The 17,269-nt window shown below is 65.0% G+C and carries 13 protein-coding genes; 3 read left to right on the forward strand and 10 right to left on the reverse strand.

From position 1 onward, the window contains the following. The first annotated feature begins 50 nt into the window (after nucleotides 1-50). The gene (locus MIC97_RS11555) at nucleotides 51-806 is read left to right on the forward strand and encodes an SDR family oxidoreductase (RefSeq protein ID WP_239800140.1); all 756 of its coding nucleotides are present in this window, start codon (nucleotides 51-53) and stop codon (nucleotides 804-806) included. 2 nt (nucleotides 807-808) lie between these two features. After that, on the forward strand, nucleotides 809-1,855 hold the full coding sequence (locus MIC97_RS11560; RefSeq protein WP_239800141.1) for a phosphotransferase: 1,047 nt from the start codon (nucleotides 809-811) through the stop codon (nucleotides 1,853-1,855). Between the two features lie 72 nt (nucleotides 1,856-1,927). Here MIC97_RS11560 and MIC97_RS11565 read toward each other — a convergent pair whose 3' ends face one another. From MIC97_RS11565 to MIC97_RS11580, 4 genes are all read right to left on the reverse strand, one after another. After that, nucleotides 1,928-3,082: an acyl-CoA dehydrogenase family protein gene (locus MIC97_RS11565; RefSeq protein ID WP_239800142.1), complete on the reverse strand. Its 1,155-nt coding sequence runs from the start codon at nucleotides 3,080-3,082 to the stop codon at nucleotides 1,928-1,930. A 30-nt stretch (nucleotides 3,083-3,112) separates the two neighbouring features. Then, nucleotides 3,113-4,927: an acyl-CoA dehydrogenase gene (locus MIC97_RS11570; RefSeq protein ID WP_239800143.1), complete on the reverse strand. Its 1,815-nt coding sequence runs from the start codon at nucleotides 4,925-4,927 to the stop codon at nucleotides 3,113-3,115. 100 nt (nucleotides 4,928-5,027) lie between these two features. Then, the gene (locus tag MIC97_RS11575) at nucleotides 5,028-6,209 is read right to left on the reverse strand and encodes an acetyl-CoA C-acyltransferase (RefSeq protein ID WP_239800144.1); all 1,182 of its coding nucleotides are present in this window, start codon (nucleotides 6,207-6,209) and stop codon (nucleotides 5,028-5,030) included. A 21-nt stretch (nucleotides 6,210-6,230) separates the two neighbouring features. Next, complete coding sequence (locus tag MIC97_RS11580; RefSeq protein WP_239800145.1) at nucleotides 6,231-8,327, reverse strand: 3-hydroxyacyl-CoA dehydrogenase NAD-binding domain-containing protein; 2,097 nt, start codon at nucleotides 8,325-8,327, stop codon at nucleotides 6,231-6,233. Nucleotides 8,328-8,649: 322 nt separating this feature from the next. On the opposite strand from MIC97_RS11580, the gene MIC97_RS11585 reads away from it, so the two are divergent. Then, a complete protein-coding gene (locus tag MIC97_RS11585; RefSeq protein WP_239800146.1) occupies nucleotides 8,650-10,287 on the forward strand; it encodes a GMC family oxidoreductase N-terminal domain-containing protein in 1,638 nt (545 codons plus the stop codon). Nucleotides 10,288-10,455: 168 nt separating this feature from the next. Here the strand turns inward: MIC97_RS11585 and MIC97_RS11590 are convergent, their stop codons facing one another. The 6 genes from MIC97_RS11590 to MIC97_RS11615 all read right to left on the reverse strand — a co-directional run bounded on the left by MIC97_RS11590 (nucleotide 10,456) and on the right by MIC97_RS11615 (nucleotide 17,258). Then, nucleotides 10,456-12,960 carry a DNA translocase FtsK gene (locus MIC97_RS11590; RefSeq protein WP_239800147.1) on the reverse strand — a complete coding sequence of 835 codons (2,505 nt, stop codon included), beginning with the start codon at nucleotides 12,958-12,960 and terminating at the stop codon, nucleotides 10,456-10,458. 375 nt (nucleotides 12,961-13,335) lie between these two features. Continuing rightward, complete coding sequence (locus MIC97_RS11595; RefSeq protein ID WP_239800148.1) at nucleotides 13,336-14,298, reverse strand: pyridoxal-phosphate dependent enzyme; 963 nt, start codon at nucleotides 14,296-14,298, stop codon at nucleotides 13,336-13,338. 12 nt (nucleotides 14,299-14,310) lie between these two features. Continuing rightward, nucleotides 14,311-15,045 (reverse strand): amino acid ABC transporter ATP-binding protein, encoded by a 735-nt coding sequence (locus MIC97_RS11600; RefSeq protein WP_239800149.1) that lies wholly within the window; start codon nucleotides 15,043-15,045, stop codon nucleotides 14,311-14,313. After that, entirely contained in the window at nucleotides 15,042-15,749 is a 708-nt protein-coding gene (locus MIC97_RS11605) for an ABC transporter permease subunit (protein ID WP_239800150.1), read from the reverse strand. Before MIC97_RS11605 ends, MIC97_RS11600 begins: the two co-directional genes overlap by 4 nt. Nucleotides 15,750-15,752: 3 nt before the next feature. Continuing rightward, complete coding sequence (locus MIC97_RS11610) at nucleotides 15,753-16,418, reverse strand: ABC transporter permease subunit (protein ID WP_239800151.1); 666 nt, start codon at nucleotides 16,416-16,418, stop codon at nucleotides 15,753-15,755. A gap of 54 nt (nucleotides 16,419-16,472) precedes the next feature. Next, nucleotides 16,473-17,258, reverse strand: a complete 786-nt coding sequence (locus MIC97_RS11615) for a transporter substrate-binding domain-containing protein (RefSeq protein WP_183826187.1) — start codon at nucleotides 17,256-17,258, stop codon at nucleotides 16,473-16,475. Between the last annotated feature and the right edge of the window lie 11 nt (nucleotides 17,259-17,269).

Raw genomic sequence — 17,269 nt, forward strand, 5'->3', positions numbered from 1 at the left:
GCGCGCCGAGCGCCGATGGATAAAGCACACCCCAACGATGCAGGAACATCATGATTGATCTGAATGGGAAAGTTGCCGTCATCACGGGGTCGAGCCGTGGCATTGGCAAGGCGATCGCAGAGGCGTATGCGAAGGCTGGAGCTTCCGTTGTGGTCTCCAGCCGCAAGGCCGATGCATGCGAGGAGGTGGCGGCTGCGCTGCGTGCTGATGGCCATAAGGCGTTTGCCCATGCGTGTCATATCGGACGCAAGGAGGATCTGCAGGGTCTGGTAGACGCAACCGAGGCGCATTTCGGACCGATCGACATTCTCGTCTGCAATGCAGCGGTCAATCCCGTCTACGGCACCATGGCGGAGCTGACCGATGAGGCTTTCGACAAGATTATGGATGCCAATGTGAAGGGCACGTTCTGGCTGTGCAATATGGTCATCCCGCAGATGGCGCAGCGCGGCGGCGGATCTGTCATCCTGCTGTCGAGCATTGCCGGTCTGCGTGGCACCACCACTATCGGCTGCTACGGCATGTCCAAGGCGGCGGAGGCAGCACTGGCGCGCAATCTGGCGCTGGAATGGGGGCCGTCGAATGTCCGCGTCAACGCCATCGCGCCGGGGCTGATCGCCACCGATTTCGCCAAGGCGCTGATCGAGGATCCGGAGCGGCTGGCGCGGGTCGAGAGCCGCACGCCGCTGCGCCGCATCGGCCGCCCGGAAGAAATAGCCGGCGTCGCTCTGTTCCTCGCCTCCGACCTGTCATCCTATGTCACGGGGCAGGTTCTGGTGGCTGATGGCGGCGAAATGGCGTCCTGACCATGTCATTGCTTGTTGATCCACTGCCCTCTCATCGCTTCGACGAGGCTGCGCTGCAGGACTATCTTGCCGCAAACCTCCCTGAAGCCTCCGGCCCGTTCCGTGTTCGGCAATTTCAGGGTGGCCAGTCCAACCCGACCTTTCTGCTGGAAGGCGAGAGCTGGCGCATGGTGCTGCGCAAGAAGCCGTCCGGCACGCTGTTGAAATCGGCGCATCAGGTGGAGCGCGAGTACCGCGTCATCAGCGCCCTGCAAGGCTCGGCTGTGCCGGTGCCGCGCAGTTTCCTGCTGTGTGAGGATGAAGGGGTCATCGGCACGCCCTTCTACCTGATGGACTATGTCGAGGGTCGTGTCTTCGACATGCCGCATATGCCCGACAGTGCACCACATGAGCGCACCGCCTGCTATCAGGCGATGATTTCCACAATGGCCGCTCTTCACAATGTCGACTGGGCGGCCGCGGGGCTGGCCGATTTCGGCCGGCCGGGCAATTACATCGTGCGCCAGCTCGACAGGTGGTCGAAACAATATCGCGATTCCGCCAGCGATGATGCCGATCCGCTGGTCGAGGACATCATCGCCTGGCTGGAAAAGAACCTGCCGGCGGAGGCGAGAACCACGCTGGCCCACGGCGACTTCCGGCTGGGCAATCTGGTGTTCGACCGGCAGGAGCCGGTTGTGCGCGCCGTGCTCGACTGGGAGCTTTCGACGCTTGGCGATCCGCTTGGCGATCTTGCCTATTGCTGCCTGCCTTATCACCTGCCGGCCGATGGAGAAAATGCCAAGGGTCTGCTCGGACTGGACCTGAAGGTGCTTGGCATTCCCCATGAGGAGGAACTGCTGGCTACGTATGGCGTGGCGACAGGGCGAAGCGCCATCGACGACTGGACCTTCTACCTCGTCTTTTCGCTGTTTCGCCTGATCGCCATTCTGCAGGGTGTCTATGCACGCGCGCTGCAGGGCAATGCCAGCTCGGCCAATGCCATCTCCGTTGCCGGCCGCCGCAAGGTTCTGGCCAGAACCGCTGCCGACATGATAGCCGGCAAATAATCCGGGTTGCAGTGCCAAAAGAAAGGGCAGGAGTTCATCTCCTGCCCTTTCCCTTTGCGCCTGCCCGCTGAATTATTGCGTCAGTTCACGAACCATGTTGCGGGCGATGACGATCTGCTGGATCTGCGTCGTGCCCTCATAGATGCGGAACAGGCGCACGTCGCGATAGAAGCGCTCGATGCCGTAGTCCGCAATATAGCCGGCGCCGCCATGCACCTGCACGGCGCGGTCGGCCACGCGACCCACCATTTCCGAGGCAAACATCTTGCAGCAGGCCGCATCGGTGGAGACGTCCTGCCCGGCATCCTTTCGGCGCGCCGTTTCCATCACCATGCACTCGGCGGCGTAGGATTCGGCCCGGCTGTCGGCAAGCATCGCCTGCACGAGCTGGAATTCAGCGATCGGCTTGCCGAACTGGCGCCGCTCGGCCGCATAGCGCAGGCTGTCGTCGATAAGGCGTTTGGAGGCCCCCACGCAGACCGCCGAGATGTGCAGGCGCCCGCGGTCGAGCACTTTCATGGCGGTCTTGAAGCCCTGTCCTTCCCTGCCGCCCAGAATGGCGTCGGCCGGAATGCGGCAATCCTCGAAGATGACGTCGCAGGTATGTGCGCCCTTCTGGCCCATCTTGCGGTCGGGCGGGCCGAAGGACAGGCCGGGCGTTCCGGCCTCGACGAGAAAGGCGCTGACGCCGCGCGCATCCGTGCTGGCGGGATCGGTGCGGGCAAAGACCGTGAACAGCCCGGCCACCGGCGCATTGGTGATGAAGCGCTTGGTGCCGTTCAGCACATAGAAGTCGCCGTCACGACGCGCCGAGGTGCGCAGAGAGCCCGCGTCGGAGCCGGCCTCCGGTTCCGTGAGTGCGAAGGAGCCGACCAGTTCCCCGCTTGCCAGCCGCGGCAGATATTTGCGCTTCTGCTCTCCGGTGCCGTCGATGACGATGCCCTGCGAGCCGATGCCGTTGTTGGTACCGATCAGCGAACGGAACGCCGGCGAAGTGCGACCGAGTTCGAAGGCGACGCGCACCTCCTCTTCCATGGTCAGCCCGAGGCCGCCATGCTCTTCCGGGATCGACAGGCCGAACAGGCCCATCTCGCGCATCGCGCTGACGATTTCGGCGGGAATGGCATCATTCTCGGCCACCTGATGTTCGAGCGGCACCAGCCGCTCGCGCACGAAGCGCCTGATCGTTTCGAGCAGCTGGTCGAGTGTTTCGTTGTCCAGAGCCATCGGGGTCTCCCGTGAGAAGCGTTTTCGGGGTCAGTGGAACCAGTCGTCGGGCATGGCCGACCATGTGTCGTCACCCGCTTCGAGCCTGTCGAGCTGCGGGCCGATGCGCGGCAATTCCCATCGCATGAAGTACCGGCAGGCATGCAGCTTGCCGTTGAGAGCCGCCTGCCGGGGATCGCCCGCATCCAGAAGCTTCCGGGCACAGAGCGCCTGATCGAGCCAGATCCATGCGACAACCACATGGCCCAGCGCCTCCAGATAGACCGAGGCATTGGCGAGCACTTCGGCACGCCTGCCATCGGCCATCTGCCGGGTGAGCTGCGCGGTTACGGCGCGCACGCGCGCCAGTGCCTCCACCAGCGCCCGGCCTTCCTCCGCCAGTGACGGGGTGCCAATGGCGCGGTTGGCGCTTGCGGAAATGCGCGCGCACAGAAGCTCGAAGGACCGGCCGTCATTCATCACGACCTTGCGCCCGAGCAGGTCCAAGCCCTGAATGCCGTGCGTGCCTTCGTGGATGGCGTTGAGTCGGTTCTCCCGGTAAAGCTGCTCGACCGGATATTCGCGGGTGTAGCCGTAGCCGCCATGCACCTGTATCGCCAGCGAGATGGTTTCCTGCGACCATTGGCTTGGCCAGCTCTTGACGATCGGGGTCAGGATTTCGAGCAGGTCGTCGGCGTCCTTTCGTGCAGCTTCCGAGGTTGCCGTGTGCTTGTCGTCGATCAGCGTCGCTGCAAACATGCAAAGCGCTACAGCACCTTCGGCATAGGCCTTCTGGGCCAGCAGCATGCGGCGTATGTCGGCATGCGCGATGATCGGCACCTGCGGCTGGGTTGCGTCCTTCGCCTCGACCGGCCGTCCCTGCCGGCGTTCGCGCGCATAATCCAGCGCATGGCGGTAGGCGGCATAGCCGAGAGCGGCCGCGCCGCTGCCGACGTTGATGCGGGCCTCGTTCATCATGTGGAACATGTAGACGAGGCCGCGATTGGGCTCGCCGACGAGATAGCCGGTCGCTCCGCCCTTCTCGCCGAAGTTCAGCATCGCCGAAGTGGTGCCGCGCCAGCCCATCTTGTGGATCAGCCCGGCCAGCGCAACATCGTTGCGTTCGCCCGGCGTGCCGTCCTGATTGACCAGAGTCTTCGGCACGATGAACAGCGAGATGCCACGCACGCCGGCGGGCGCATCGGGAAGGCGCGCCAGCACCAGATGGACGATGTTCTCGCCCATCTCGTGGTCGCCGCCGGAGATGAAGATCTTGTTGCCGCTGATCCGGTAGGTGCCGTCACCGGCCGGCGTCGCCGTGGTGCGCACATCGGCCAGCGAGGAGCCGGCCTGCGGCTCGGTCAGCACCATGGTGCCGAAATAGCGGCCCTCGCGCATTGGCCGCTCGAACAGCCGCTTCTGATCGGGCGTGCCAAAGGAAGCGATGATGTTGGCGGCTGCCGCCGTCAGCGAGGTGTAGCTCTTGGTGGCGATGTTGGAGGCGGCGAACAGCGCCCCGGCGCCCATATGCACCGCGAACGGCAATTGCATGCCGCCGTCCTCGTAATCGGCGGTCGCGGCGGAAAAGCCGGCTTCGGCGAAATGGCGCAGCGCCTCCTTCACTTCCGGGATCACCACCGCCTTGCCGTTCTCGAAACGCGGCTCGTTCTCGTCGCTCTTGCGGGCATGAGGGGCGAAGTGCTGGCCGGCCACATCCCGCGCGGTGCGCAGCACGGCAGCGAAGGTTTCGCGCGAATGGTCGGCAAAGCGCGGCCGTTCCGTCAGCTTCTGCACGTCGAGCAGATCGAACAGCAGGAATTCGAGTTCATCGGCCATGACGGCCAGCGCATTTTCCTGAAGGGCCATGAAGGGTCTCGCTGGCGCACCTTGGCGCGAGTTCGGGTTCCGGATCGTCGCTTGGGAAGAAGGGGCAGGCCGTAAGCCTGCCCACATGATTAGCCGGCTGTCATGCGACTTCGAACAGGCCGGCCGCGCCCATGCCGCCACCCACGCACATGGTGACGACCGCATAGCGGGCCTTGCGCCGCCTGCCCTCGATCAGCACATGGCCGACCTGACGCGAGCCGGTGGCGCCGTAGGGATGGCCGATGGCGATGGAGCCGCCATTGACGTTGAGCTTTTCCATCGGAATGCCGAGCGTATCGCGGCAGTAGACGACCTGGCTGGCGAAGGCTTCGTTCAGTTCCCACAGGTCGATGTCGTCGATCGTCAGGCCGTTGCGCTCCAGAAGGCGGGGGACCGCATAGACGGGGCCGATGCCCATTTCATCCGGCTTGCAGCCGGCGACGGCGAAGCCGCGGAAGATGCCGAGCGGCTGCAGGCCGCGCTTCTCGGCAAGCTTCGCGTCCATCACCACGCAGGCCGAGGCACCATCGGACAGCTGGCTGGCATTGCCGGCGGTGACGAATTTTTCGGGCCCTCGCACCGGCTCCAGCTTTGCGAGACCCTCGATGGTCGTGTCGGGCCGGTTGCACTCGTCCTGATGGAGCATGACTTCCTGCTGCGACGTCGTCCCGCTCGCCTTGTCGAACACCAGTTTGGTGGTGGCGAGCGGCACGATCTCGTCGTCGAAGCGCCCGGCCTGCTGCGCGGCTGCCGTGCGCTGCTGGCTGACGAGGGCGTATTCGTCCTGCGCCTGCCGGCTCACGCCATAGCGCTCGGCCACGATGTCGGCGGTCTCGATCATCGGCAGATAGACGTCCGGCCGGTGTTCGCCGAGCCACGGTTCGATGCCGAGATGCTTGTTGACATCATTCTGGATGAGGCTGATCGAGTCCAGGCCGCCGGCGACCATCACCGGCACCTTGTCGACGATGATGCGCTGGGCGGCGATGGCGATGGCCTGCAGGCCCGACGAGCAGAACCGGTTGATGCTGAGCCCGGCAACGGTATCGGGCAGCCCGGCGCGCAGGGCGCACAGGCGCGCCATGTTCTTGCCCTGCGGCCCCTCATGGAAGGTGGCGCCGAGAACGAGGTCCTCGACCTCATCCTTGTCGATGCCGGCGCGGGCCACGGCATTGCTGACGACATGCGCGCCCAGTTCGAGGCTGTGGGTGTTGTTGAACGCGCCCCGGAACGACTTGGCGAGCGGGGTGCGGGCGGTGGAAACGATGACGGCTTCGGTCATGATATGCGGCTCCGGCGAGGGTTACAGCGAGGCGAAGGTCTGGCCGGCCTTGGCAAGCCGCTCCAGCAGGGGCGAAGGCTTCCAGTGCGGCTCGCCGGTCTTCTCATGCAGCGCCACAAGCGTGTCGTGGATCTTGCCGAGACCCACCTGATCGGCCCAGAACATCGGTCCGCCGCGATAGGCCGGGAAGCCGTAGCCGTGCAGCCAGATGACGTCGATGTCGACCGCCCGCAGGGCGACGCCTTCCTCAAGGATGCGTGCCCCCTCGTTGACCATGGCGTAGAGGCAGCGTTCGAGAATTTCCTGATCGTCGATCGGGCGCGGCGCAATGCCGGCTTCGCGGCGGTAGTCTTCCAATATCTTCGCCACTTGAGGGTCGGGGCGCGGCGTGCGGTCGCCCTGCTCGTAGCGGTAGATGCCGGCTCCGGTCTTCTGGCCATAGCGGCCGAGTTCGGCGATGCGGTCCAGCCAGTTGGGGGCGATGGCGTCCGGTGCGCCGGCCTTGCGGCGCTCCTGCCTTATGCGCCAGCCGACATCGACACCGGCAAGATCGCTCATGGCGAAATGGCCCATGGGGAAGCCGAAGCCCTTGAGCACGGCATCGACCTGCTCGGGTGCCGCACCTTCCTCGACCAGCGCCATCGCCTCGCGGCCGCGCTGGTGCAGCATGCGGTTGCCGACGAAGCCGTAGCAGACGCCGACCAGAACGCCGACCTTGCCGATGCGGCGGGCCACGTCCATGATCGTGGCGATCACGTCGTCGCTGGTCTTTTCGCCGCGCACGTTCTCCAGAAGGCGCATGATGTTGGCCGGGCTGAAGAAGTGCATGCCGCACACGTCCTGCGGACGCGAGGTGGCTTCGGCGATGGCGTCGACGTCGAGCGTCGAGGTGTTGGTGGCCAGGATCGCTCCCTGCTTGCAGACCCTGTCGAGCGCGGCGAAGATTTTCTTCTTCAGCTCCATATCCTCGAACACGGCCTCGATCACCAGATCCGCGTCTGACAGCGCATCGACCGATTCCGCCGGCTGCACCAGTGCAATGCGGCGCTCCGCCTCTTCGGCACTGATGCGGCCCTTTTTGGCGTTGCCCTCATAGGTGCGGCGCACATTAGCAAGGCCGGCCTGAAGCGCTTCCGGCTTGGCATCGACCAGCGTGACGGGAATGCCGGCGCTGGCGAAGCACATGGCGATGCCGCTGCCCATGGTGCCGGCGCCGATGACGCCGACCTTTTCCACCTTGCGCAGCGGCGTGCCGGCCGGCAGCGAGGGGATCTTGGCCACTTCGCGCTCGCCGAAGAAGGCGTGGATGAGGCCGGCGCGTTGCGGCGAGGCCATGCATTCCTGAAACAGGGCGCGTTCGCGGGCGAGGCCCTCGGTGAAGGGAAGCTGCACGGCTGCCTCGACGGCATCGACGCAGCGCTGCGGCGAGAACAGGTTGGGCTTTTCCTTCGCAAGCTTTGCGCGGGCGGCGGCAAACACGGCCGGATCGGTGTTGGCGATCCTGTCGGTGCGGCTGCTGACCGGCGTGGCGGTCAGCTTGTCCACGCCGGTCTTTTCGATGAAATCGAGCGCTGCATCCAGAGCGGTGCCGCCCGGATAGACCGCATCGACGATGCCAAGCTCAAGAGCTTCTGCCGCTTCCACCGGATTGCCGGTGACGATCATGTCCAGCGCCCGCTCCGCGCCGGTCAGACGCGGCAGGCGCTGCGTGCCGCCTGCGCCCGGCAGCAGGCCGAGCTTGACTTCGGGCAGGCCGATTTTGGTGCCGGCAAGCGCCACGCGATAGTGGCACCCCATGGGCAGTTCCAGCCCGCCGCCGAAGGCCGTTCCGTGCAGCGCGGCCACGACCGGCTTCGCGCTCCGGTCGAAAGCGGCGATCACCTCGGGAAGGGTCGGCGTCTGCGAAGGCTTGCCGAACTCGCGGATGTCGGCCCCGGCAGTGAAGATGCGTCCGGCCGAGTTGAGCACGATGGCTTCGACCTGCGGGTCGCGTTCGGCTTCTTCCAGCGCGGCGACCAGTCCCACGCGCACCGCATGTCCAAGCGCGTTCACGGGCGGGCTGTCGATGGTGATGATGCCGACGCGCGCGCGGCGCTCGAAACTGACCGGATTATCCATGGCTGTTCGCCTTCTCCCTGTGGCTTCAGACGGTTCTATAGAAACGAACCGGCTTTTCGTCAATATTGCGGAATTTAATTCCGCATCGTGGAATATGAGCCGTGAGCGGTCTTTCTGATCGCTGGAATTCCGCGCTCGTTTCGGCCATTCAGCGCAGTTTACTTACCTTATGGTAATTTTACCATCCAAAAGTAAAATAATATGGAAGCTGCTCTCCGGACAGAAATGAAGGTGCCGGAAGACGGTGCCCGTTGTAGGCCAGCGGCTGAATTCCATTGCGCTTCGGCTTGCGCGATGATCGGTTCTCGACCAAGAATTCGGCATGGGAACAGATCGCATGCCGGGCGGCCTCGATGCTGCCGACCAGGGAGAATGGGATTACATCGTGGTCGGCGCCGGCTCGGCCGGCTGCGTGCTCGCCAACCGGCTGAGCGCGGATCCGAAAAACCGGGTGCTGCTGCTGGAGGCCGGCGGCAGCGACAATTACCATTGGGTGCATATCCCGGTGGGCTATCTCTACTGCATCGGCAATCCGCGCACCGACTGGTGCTATCGCACGGCGGAAGAGGCAGGCCTCAATGGCCGCTCGCTGCTCTACCCGCGCGGCAAGGTTCTGGGCGGCTGTTCATCCATCAACGGCATGATCTACATGCGCGGGCAGGCGCGCGACTACGACCGCTGGCGCCAGATGGGCAATTCCGGCTGGGGCTGGGACGATGTGCTGCCGCTGTTTCGCCGCTCGGAGGATCACTATCTCCACGACAATGCAAGCCACGGCCGTGGCGGGCCGTTGCGCGTCGAGCGCCAGCGTCTGAGCTGGCCGATCCTCGATGCGGTGACTGAAGCCGCCGCCGAACTCGGTATTCCGGCAAGCGACGATTTCAATGCCGGCGACAATGAAGGCGCCGGCTATTTCGAGGTCAACCAGAAGAACGGCGTGCGCTTCAGTGCCGCCCGCGCCTTCCTGAAACCCATCCGCAAGCGGCCCAATCTGCGCATCGTCACCCATGCAGCCGCCGAGCGCATCCTCTTCGATGGCAAGAAGGCAACGGCGCTCCTCTATCGGGGGCGCGACGGGCGGCTTTGCAGCGCCCGCATCGGGCGCGAGCTGCTTCTGTCGGCGGGCGCGATCAACTCGCCGCAGCTTCTGCAACTGTCCGGCGTCGGCCCGGCGGGGCTGCTGAAGGCCAACGGCATCGAGGTGTGTCACGAGATGGCGGGCGTCGGCGAAAATCTGCAGGACCATCTGCAAATCCGCACGGCCTTCCGCATCGAGGGCGCGCGCACGCTGAACGAACGGCAGGCGAGCCTGTGGGGCAAGGCCGGCATCGCGCTGGAATATGCGCTGAAGCGCTCGGGGCCAATGGCGATGGCCCCCAGCCAGTACGGCATCTTCATGCGCTCCGATCCGCGCTTCGACACGCCCAACATCGAATTCCACATCCAGCCGCTGTCGCTGGAAACCTTCGGCGAGCCGTTGCACGATTTCCCGGCGGTCACCGTTTCGGTGTGCAATCTGCGCCCGGAATCACGCGGCCATGTGCGCATCAGTTCCGCCGATCCGCGCCAGCCGCCGCGGATCGCGCCGAACTATCTGTCCACCGATGGCGACCGCGAAGTGGCGGTGCAATGCGTGCAGCAGGCGCGAAGGCTGATGGCGACGAAACGCATGAGCGAATTCCGGCCGCAGGAGTTCAAGCCCGGCGCGCATATCTCGACGCCGGAGGAATTGTGGCGCGCCGCTGGCGACATCGCCACCACCATCTTCCATCCGGTCGGCACGGCGCGCATGGGCAGCGATGACGACGCCGTGGTCGATCCACAGCTGAAGGTGCGGGGGCTGGAACGGCTGCGCGTCGTGGATGCCTCGATCATGCCCACCATCGTTTCCGGCAACACCCATGCGCCAACGGTGATGATCGCCGAAAAGGCGTCCGACATGATCCTCGCGGCCCGCTAGAGCAGCGGGCGTTCTGACGAACGCAACCCCGCTGCTCCAGCTTGTTTTCTCCCGCCGCATTTGTGCGACGTCAGACGCTTCCGTCCGACTGCAAAATGCTCTGAAAGCAATTCGGCCGGCAGCGGTGAAACGCTGCCGGCCGAACTGTTTCTCGCAGCGTGTTGCGGATCAGTCGAAGCCGCCCTGATCGGCATGGTCACGCTTGCCCATCAGGATCTCGCGCTTGCCGACATGGTTCGGCGCACCGACAAGCCCTTCCTTTTCCATGCGTTCGACCAGCGAGGCGGCGCGGTTGTAGCCGACGCCGAGGCGGCGCTGGATATAGGAGGTGGAGCACTTCTTGTCGCGCATCACCACCTTCACCGCCTCTTCGAACAGGCTGTCGCCATCTTCCGCACCCATGGCGCTCTTGTCGAAGACGGCGCCCTCATCGACCTCGGGCTCTTCCTCGTCTTCGTCGGCGGTCACCGTCTCCAGATATTCCGGACGGCCCTGCGTCTTCAGATGCGCCACGACCTGCTCCACCTCGTCGTCGGAGACGAAGGGGCCGTGCACGCGCGCGATGCGCCCGCCGCCGGCCATGTGCAGCATGTCGCCCTGTCCGAGCAGCTGCTCCGCGCCCTGTTCGCCGAGAATGGTGCGGCTGTCGATCTTCGAGGTGACCTGGAAGGAGATGCGGGTCGGGAAGTTCGCCTTGATGGTGCCGGTGATGACGTCCACCGAGGGGCGCTGGGTGGCCATGATCAGGTGGATGCCGGCGGCGCGCGCCATCTGGGCGAGGCGCTGGATCGCGCCTTCGATCTCCTTGCCGGCGACCATCATCAGGTCTGCCATCTCGTCGACGATGACGACGATGTAGGGCATTGGCGACAGGTCGATCTCCTGCTCCTCGAAGGTCGGCTCGCCTGTGCCCTTCTCGAAACCGGTCTGCACCTGCATGACCACGCTTTCGCCCTTGTCACGGGCAGCGGCAGCACGCTGGTTGTAGCCGTCGATGTTGCGCACGCCGAGCTTCGCCATCTTGCGATAGCGGTCTTCCATCTCGCGCACGGCCCATTTCAGCGCCGTAACCGCCTTCTTCGGATCGGTCACGACCGGGGTCAGCAGATGCGGGATGCCATCATAGACCGACAGTTCCAGCATCTTGGGATCGACCATGATGAGACGGCATTCCTCCGGCTTCAGCCGGTAGAGCAGCGACAGGATCATGGTGTTGATGGCCACCGACTTGCCCGAGCCGGTGGTGCCGGCGACCAGCAGATGCGGCATCTTGGCAAGCTCGGCGATCACCGGTTCGCCGCCGATGGTCTTGCCGAGGCAGACCGCCAGCCTGGCGCTGCTCTCGCGAAAGCTTTCCGATTCGATCATTTCGCGGAAATAGACCGTCTCGCGGGTTTCGTTGGGCAGCTCGATGCCGATCACGTTGCGGCCGGGAACCACGGCGACGCGCGCAGAAATGGCCGACATCGAACGCGCGATATCCTCGGCGAGATTGATCACCCGGGAGGATTTCACGCCCGGCGCAGGTTCGAACTCATAAAGCGTGACGACCGGGCCGGGGCGGACATGGATGATCTCGCCGCGCACGCCGAAATCCTCCAGCACGCTTTCGAGAAGATCGGCATTCTGCTCCAGACGCTCCTGCGACATGTAGAAGCCCTGACCCTCGGGTGCTTCCTGCAGCAGATCCTCGGAAGGGAACTCATAGACATCGCCGGATATCGCCTGCGCCACGCGCCCGGCCATCGGCAGCGTCGGCGCGCGCGGGGCCGGCATGGTGATCTCGACCGAGCGCGGTGTGCGGGCCGGCGCTTCCGGCACCGGTGCTGCGGGCTGCGGGGCAGCCGTCGCGGCGGGCTCCGACGCTGCTTCGGCCGGAGATGCGGGTGCCGCTTCCACAGTGGCGGGAGCCGCGGCAGTGGGTTCGGCGGACACAGCCACCGGGGCAGGGGTCGCAACCTGTTCCACCGGTGCTTCGGCCGGCTGGAACTGAACATTGAACGTGTTGGCCGTCACCGCACATTCGATCACCCGATAAAGCGTCGTGATGTCGGCATTGCGCAGCGCGGAAGCGGTGATGTGGGCCCGTTCGGGCTGCTGTCTGCGCGCCATCGGCGTGAACGGGGCAGCGGATGCCGCGGCCGGTGCGGCCGCGTGGGGTCTTGCCGTGCCGCCGGTGCTTTCGCCCGCGGGGAATTCGGCTGCGAACTCGAAGAAGGCGTGGTCAGACAGATGGGTCCAGACACTGGCCTGCGTGGGTTCCGGCTCAGTCCGCGTCTGCGGCTCCACCGCGACCGTTTGCGGCGCCGGGGCCATGTCCGGAATCGGCTCGACGATCCGACCGGCGGCCACGGCCTGACGGGTGTTCACGGCAGGTGTCGCAGCGGAAGGTTGCGGTGCGGGCCGGGGCTCCGGCGCACGTGCTGCCGCGACGGGTGCGGCCTGCCGGGCCTCCGCCGTGGGGGCTTCAGGGTACGTGCGGTCCTCGTCATCGCGAATCTTCCGGATTTCACGATCCGGCGTGCGGGTGAAGCGCACATTTGGGGCGAGGAAGAAATAGTTCTGATAGGTGGGGCGGGCGAATTCGCCATCGGCTGCGCCGAAGGTCGGGAACACCTCTCCGTTGCCGCGCGCCTGAACGTAGCTGGTGCCGGTGCCGTGCAGACTGGTCATGCGCGGCGCCTGCGGCTGCGGGGCGGCCTGCTGATATGCGGGCGCGCGCTGTTCCTGCCGAACGGGCTGCGGATCTTCATCCTGCGAAACCATGTTCGAAAAGTTAGCCCGGGATAGACGCATGGATGACATTTCAAGACTCGCCGATTGACTGCACCCCAAGCAATAGGAACCGATGGTTAACAGGTCCTTCCTGAGAGGCCCGCAGTCGCAAAATATCGACGGTCCTGACGCTCAGACCGTCCCGATTGGGGACAAGCCGCCACGAAATGCAGAAGAGGCGGGCCAGTCAGGCCCGCCTCGTCGCCGGCAAGTTCGGAAAAGGTTGACGTTTGCGATGCTCAGGCGGGCTGCCGTCGCGGCATCCCGTCCGGGTCAGCCAAGCGCGACACGATGGATGGTCTGGCGATCGAAATTCGCACCGCACAGCAGCACCACGCTGGTCTGGCCGGCGCAGCGTTCCGCCACCTTGCTGAAGCCTGCCAGCGCCAGCGCCGCCGAGCCTTCGACCAGCATGTTTTCTTCCTGTGCCATGACGCGCAGGGCGGCCGCGATCTCGTCCTCCGAGCAGGCGACGACCTCGTCCACCACGGCTGTCGCCATCGGCAGGGTCAGCGTGTCGTCGTCGATGCCGCCGGCAACCGCGTCGGCCAGCGTGTCGAGATGCTCGCATTCGACCACGCGTCCCGCCGCCATCGAAAGGGCCAGCGCCTGCGAATGGGTTGCTGCCACGCCCCACACGCGGGTGCGCGGGCTGAAGGCTTTCAGCACAGCGCCGATGCCGCTGATCAGGCCGCCGCCGCCCATGGCGATGAAGACGTTGTCGACGCCGGCGCATTGTTCGAGCAGCTCGATGCCGATCGTGCCCTGACCGGCGATGACGTCGGCGTCATTGTAGGGCGAGATGTAGCGCCAGCCCTTTTCGGCAGCCAGTTTCTGCGCGTGCAGTTCCGCAAGGCCGGTCTCGGCGCCGTGCAGGATGACCTCGACGCCGTAGGAGCGGATCTTCTCAAGCTTGGACGGCACCACCGATTCCGGCAGCACCACCACGAGTTCCTGACCGAGCGAGCGGGCGGCGCGGGAAGCGCCGATGCCGTGATTGCCGGAGGAGGCGGTGACCAGCTTCTGGCCGGGCGCGGCGGCGGTCATCACCGAGGCGGCACCACGGATCTTGAACGAGCCGGTCAGCTGGAAATTCTCCGCCTTGAACAGAAGCTGCGTGCCTTCGGGGCCATAGCTGCCACGCGCCGGAATCAGCGGGGTGCGGTAGACGTGGTCGCGTATGCGGGCGCGCGCCTGCATGGATCGTGCCGCCGAGGCGAAAACGATGTCGGTCATTTCAATGGTCCTTCAGTGTGTCCGCGGCCCGATCTGACGGAGGAATTCGCGGGTACGGTTGTGTTGCGGATGATCGAAGAAGGCATCGGGAGCCGCCTCCTCAAGGATCACGCCGCCATCCATGAACACGATGCGGTCGGCCACGTTGCGGGCGAAGCCCATTTCGTGGGTCACGACGATCATGGTCAGTCCTTCGCGCGAGAGGGCGGTCATCACGTCCAGCACCTCCTGCACCATTTCCGGATCGAGGGCCGAGGTGGGTTCGTCGAACAGCATCACCTTCGGCTTCATGCACAGCGCGCGCGCGATGGCGACGCGTTGCTGCTGCCCGCCCGACAGTTCGCGCGGATAGGATTTCGCCTTCGCGCCGAGCTGCATGCGCTCCAGCATCGCCATGGCCTGCGCTTCGGCTTCCGCGCGCGGTGTTCCGCGCACCCGGCGCATGGCCAGAGTGAGATTGTCGAGCACGTTCATGTGCGGAAACAGGTTGAACTGCTGGAACACCATGCCGACATCACCACCGAGTTCCAGCACGTTGGAGCAATCCGGCTTCAGCACGTGCCCGGCGATCTCGATGTCGCCGGCGCTGCGCTGTTCCAGCCCGTTGATGCAGCGAACCAGTGTCGACTTGCCCGAGCCGGAGGGGCCGCACAGCACGATGCGCTCGCCCTTGGCGACGTCGAGGCTGATGCCGTCCAGCACCTTTGTCTGCCCGTAATATTTGACGAGGTTGCGGACCTTGATCATGCGCTGGCCTCCGGTGCGGGGGTGCGTGTGCCGGTTATGCCGTAGCGGCGTTCGAGCAGGCGGAAGAGGAAGGTGAAGGCGAAGCCGATGGCGAGATAGAGAATGCCGGCGGTGATGAACACCTCGAACGGCGCGAAGGTGCGCGCGGTAAACGCCCGCGCCACGCCGGTGATCTCCATGATGGTGACAGCGCTTGCCAGCGACGAGGATTTCAGAACCAGAATGATTTCATTGCCGATATTGGGCAGAAGTTCCCGGTAGACCTGCGGCAGCAGCACGTCGGTAAAGCGATGCCGGCGTGAAATGCCGAGCGAAATGCAGGCCTCGGTCTGGCCTTTGGGTACGCGGCGCAGCGCACCGGCAACGACTTCGGCCATGTAGGCGGCCGAGTTCAGGCTGATGGCGATGATGCCGCAATAGAGCGGTTCGCGCAGGATCGGCCACAGAATGCTGTTGCGGATCGCCGGAATCTGGCCGAGCCCGTAATAGATGATGAAGAGTTGTACCAGCAGCGGGCTGCCGCGGATGAGAAATGTGTAGATGGCGGCCGGCCAGCGCAGCAGCGGCGAGCTGGCCTGACGCGCAAGCCCCAGCGGCAGGGCGAGGAGTTGGCCGAGCAGGAACGAGGCGATCGTTATGATCAGGGTGAGCTGCAGCCCCTGCAGGACGACCGGCGCGGCCTTGATGAAAATATCCGGCGACATCGTCTACCTGCCTCTCGCCGCGCGCCGGTCGGCGGCGCCGATGATCAGTGTGGAAACGCCGGTGATGGCGACATAGAGCGCGCCGACCGTCAGATAGAAGGTCATCGGCGAATGGGTTGCGCCGGCGGCGACCACGCCCTTGCGCATCAGTTCCTCCAGCCCGATGATCGACACCAGCGCGCTTTCCTTCAGGATCACCAGCCACTGGTTGCCAAGTCCCGGAACCGCGTAGGAGAGCATCTGCGGCAGCACCACGTCGCGGAAGGCGGTCATGCGGCCGAGGCCAAGGCTGGTGGCGGCTTCCCACTGGCCTTGCGGCACCGTCAGCAGCGCCCCGCGCAGGATTTCGGTGAGGTAGGCGCCGGACACCACCGACAGCGCACAGATGCCGGCGGTGAGCGCATTGACCTCGACATAGGTGCCGAAGGCGCCGCTCAGCAGAACCGTGCCGCCGTAGAAAACCAGAAAGATGATCAGCAGCTCCGGCAGGCCACGCACAATGGTGACATAGGCGGAGATGAACCATCTGAGCGGGCGCGGGCCGAAATTCCAGCCGAACACCGCGAGAACTGCGATCAGCAGGCCGATCACGAAGCTGCCGGCGGCAACCTGCAGGGTCACCACGAGGCCCTGTAGAAGATGCGGCAGATAGGTGAGGATGACGGACATCGGCGCTCCTGTCCCGTGCCTGCGCCGCCGTGAAAGCGGCGCAGGCAGCAAGGATTACTTGGCCTTGTAGGAGAGGTCGTAACCGAACCACTTGCTGGACAGCTCGGCGATCTTGCCGTCTGCCAGCATGGAGGTCACGGCATCATCGACGCGCTTCTTCAGCTCGTCGCTGCCCTTGCGCATGGCGATGGCAGTGCCGTTGCCGAACTCGGCGTAGTCGGCGCTCGACAGCAGAGGACCGGCAAGCGAGAGCTGGTCCTTGCGCGCTTCCATCAGCTGTTCCCAGACGGACTGCTCCAGCAGGCCGGCGTCGATGCGGCCGGCATTGAGGTCGTCGGCGATCTGCTCGTTGCGCTCGTAGAGGCGCGGCTCCGACTTCGGCAGATTGGTGCGCACCACGGCTTCGTGGGTCGAGCCGGTCTGCACGCCGATGACCTTGCCTTCAAGTGCTGCTTCAAGGTCTTCGCGCTTTTCGATCTTGGCGAGGTCGCTGCCGGCGGCAACGGCGAAGCGGTAAGGCGGCTCGGCATAGGCGCTGGAGAAATCGACCTGTTCGGCGCGCTCCTCGGTGATCGACATGCCGGAGATGACCATGTCGAACTTGCCGACCTGGAGGGCCGGCAGCAGGCCGTCGAACGCCTGGTTGGTCACGGTGCACTCGGCTTCGATGCGCTTGCACACTTCATCGATCACGTCGCGGTCGAAGCCGATGACGTCGCCGGCCTCATTGACCGATTCCCATGGCGGGAAGTCGGCGCTGGTGCCGACGCGCAGATTGTCCGCCATCGCGGTGCCGGCAAGCAGGCAGGCGAGAAGGGAAGAAAGGGCAAGCGTCTTCATGATCTGGTTCC

The sequence above is a fragment of the Aquamicrobium sp. NLF2-7 genome, assembly GCF_022359935.1.
Taxonomy (GTDB): Bacteria; Pseudomonadota; Alphaproteobacteria; order Rhizobiales; family Rhizobiaceae; genus Mesorhizobium; species Mesorhizobium lusatiense.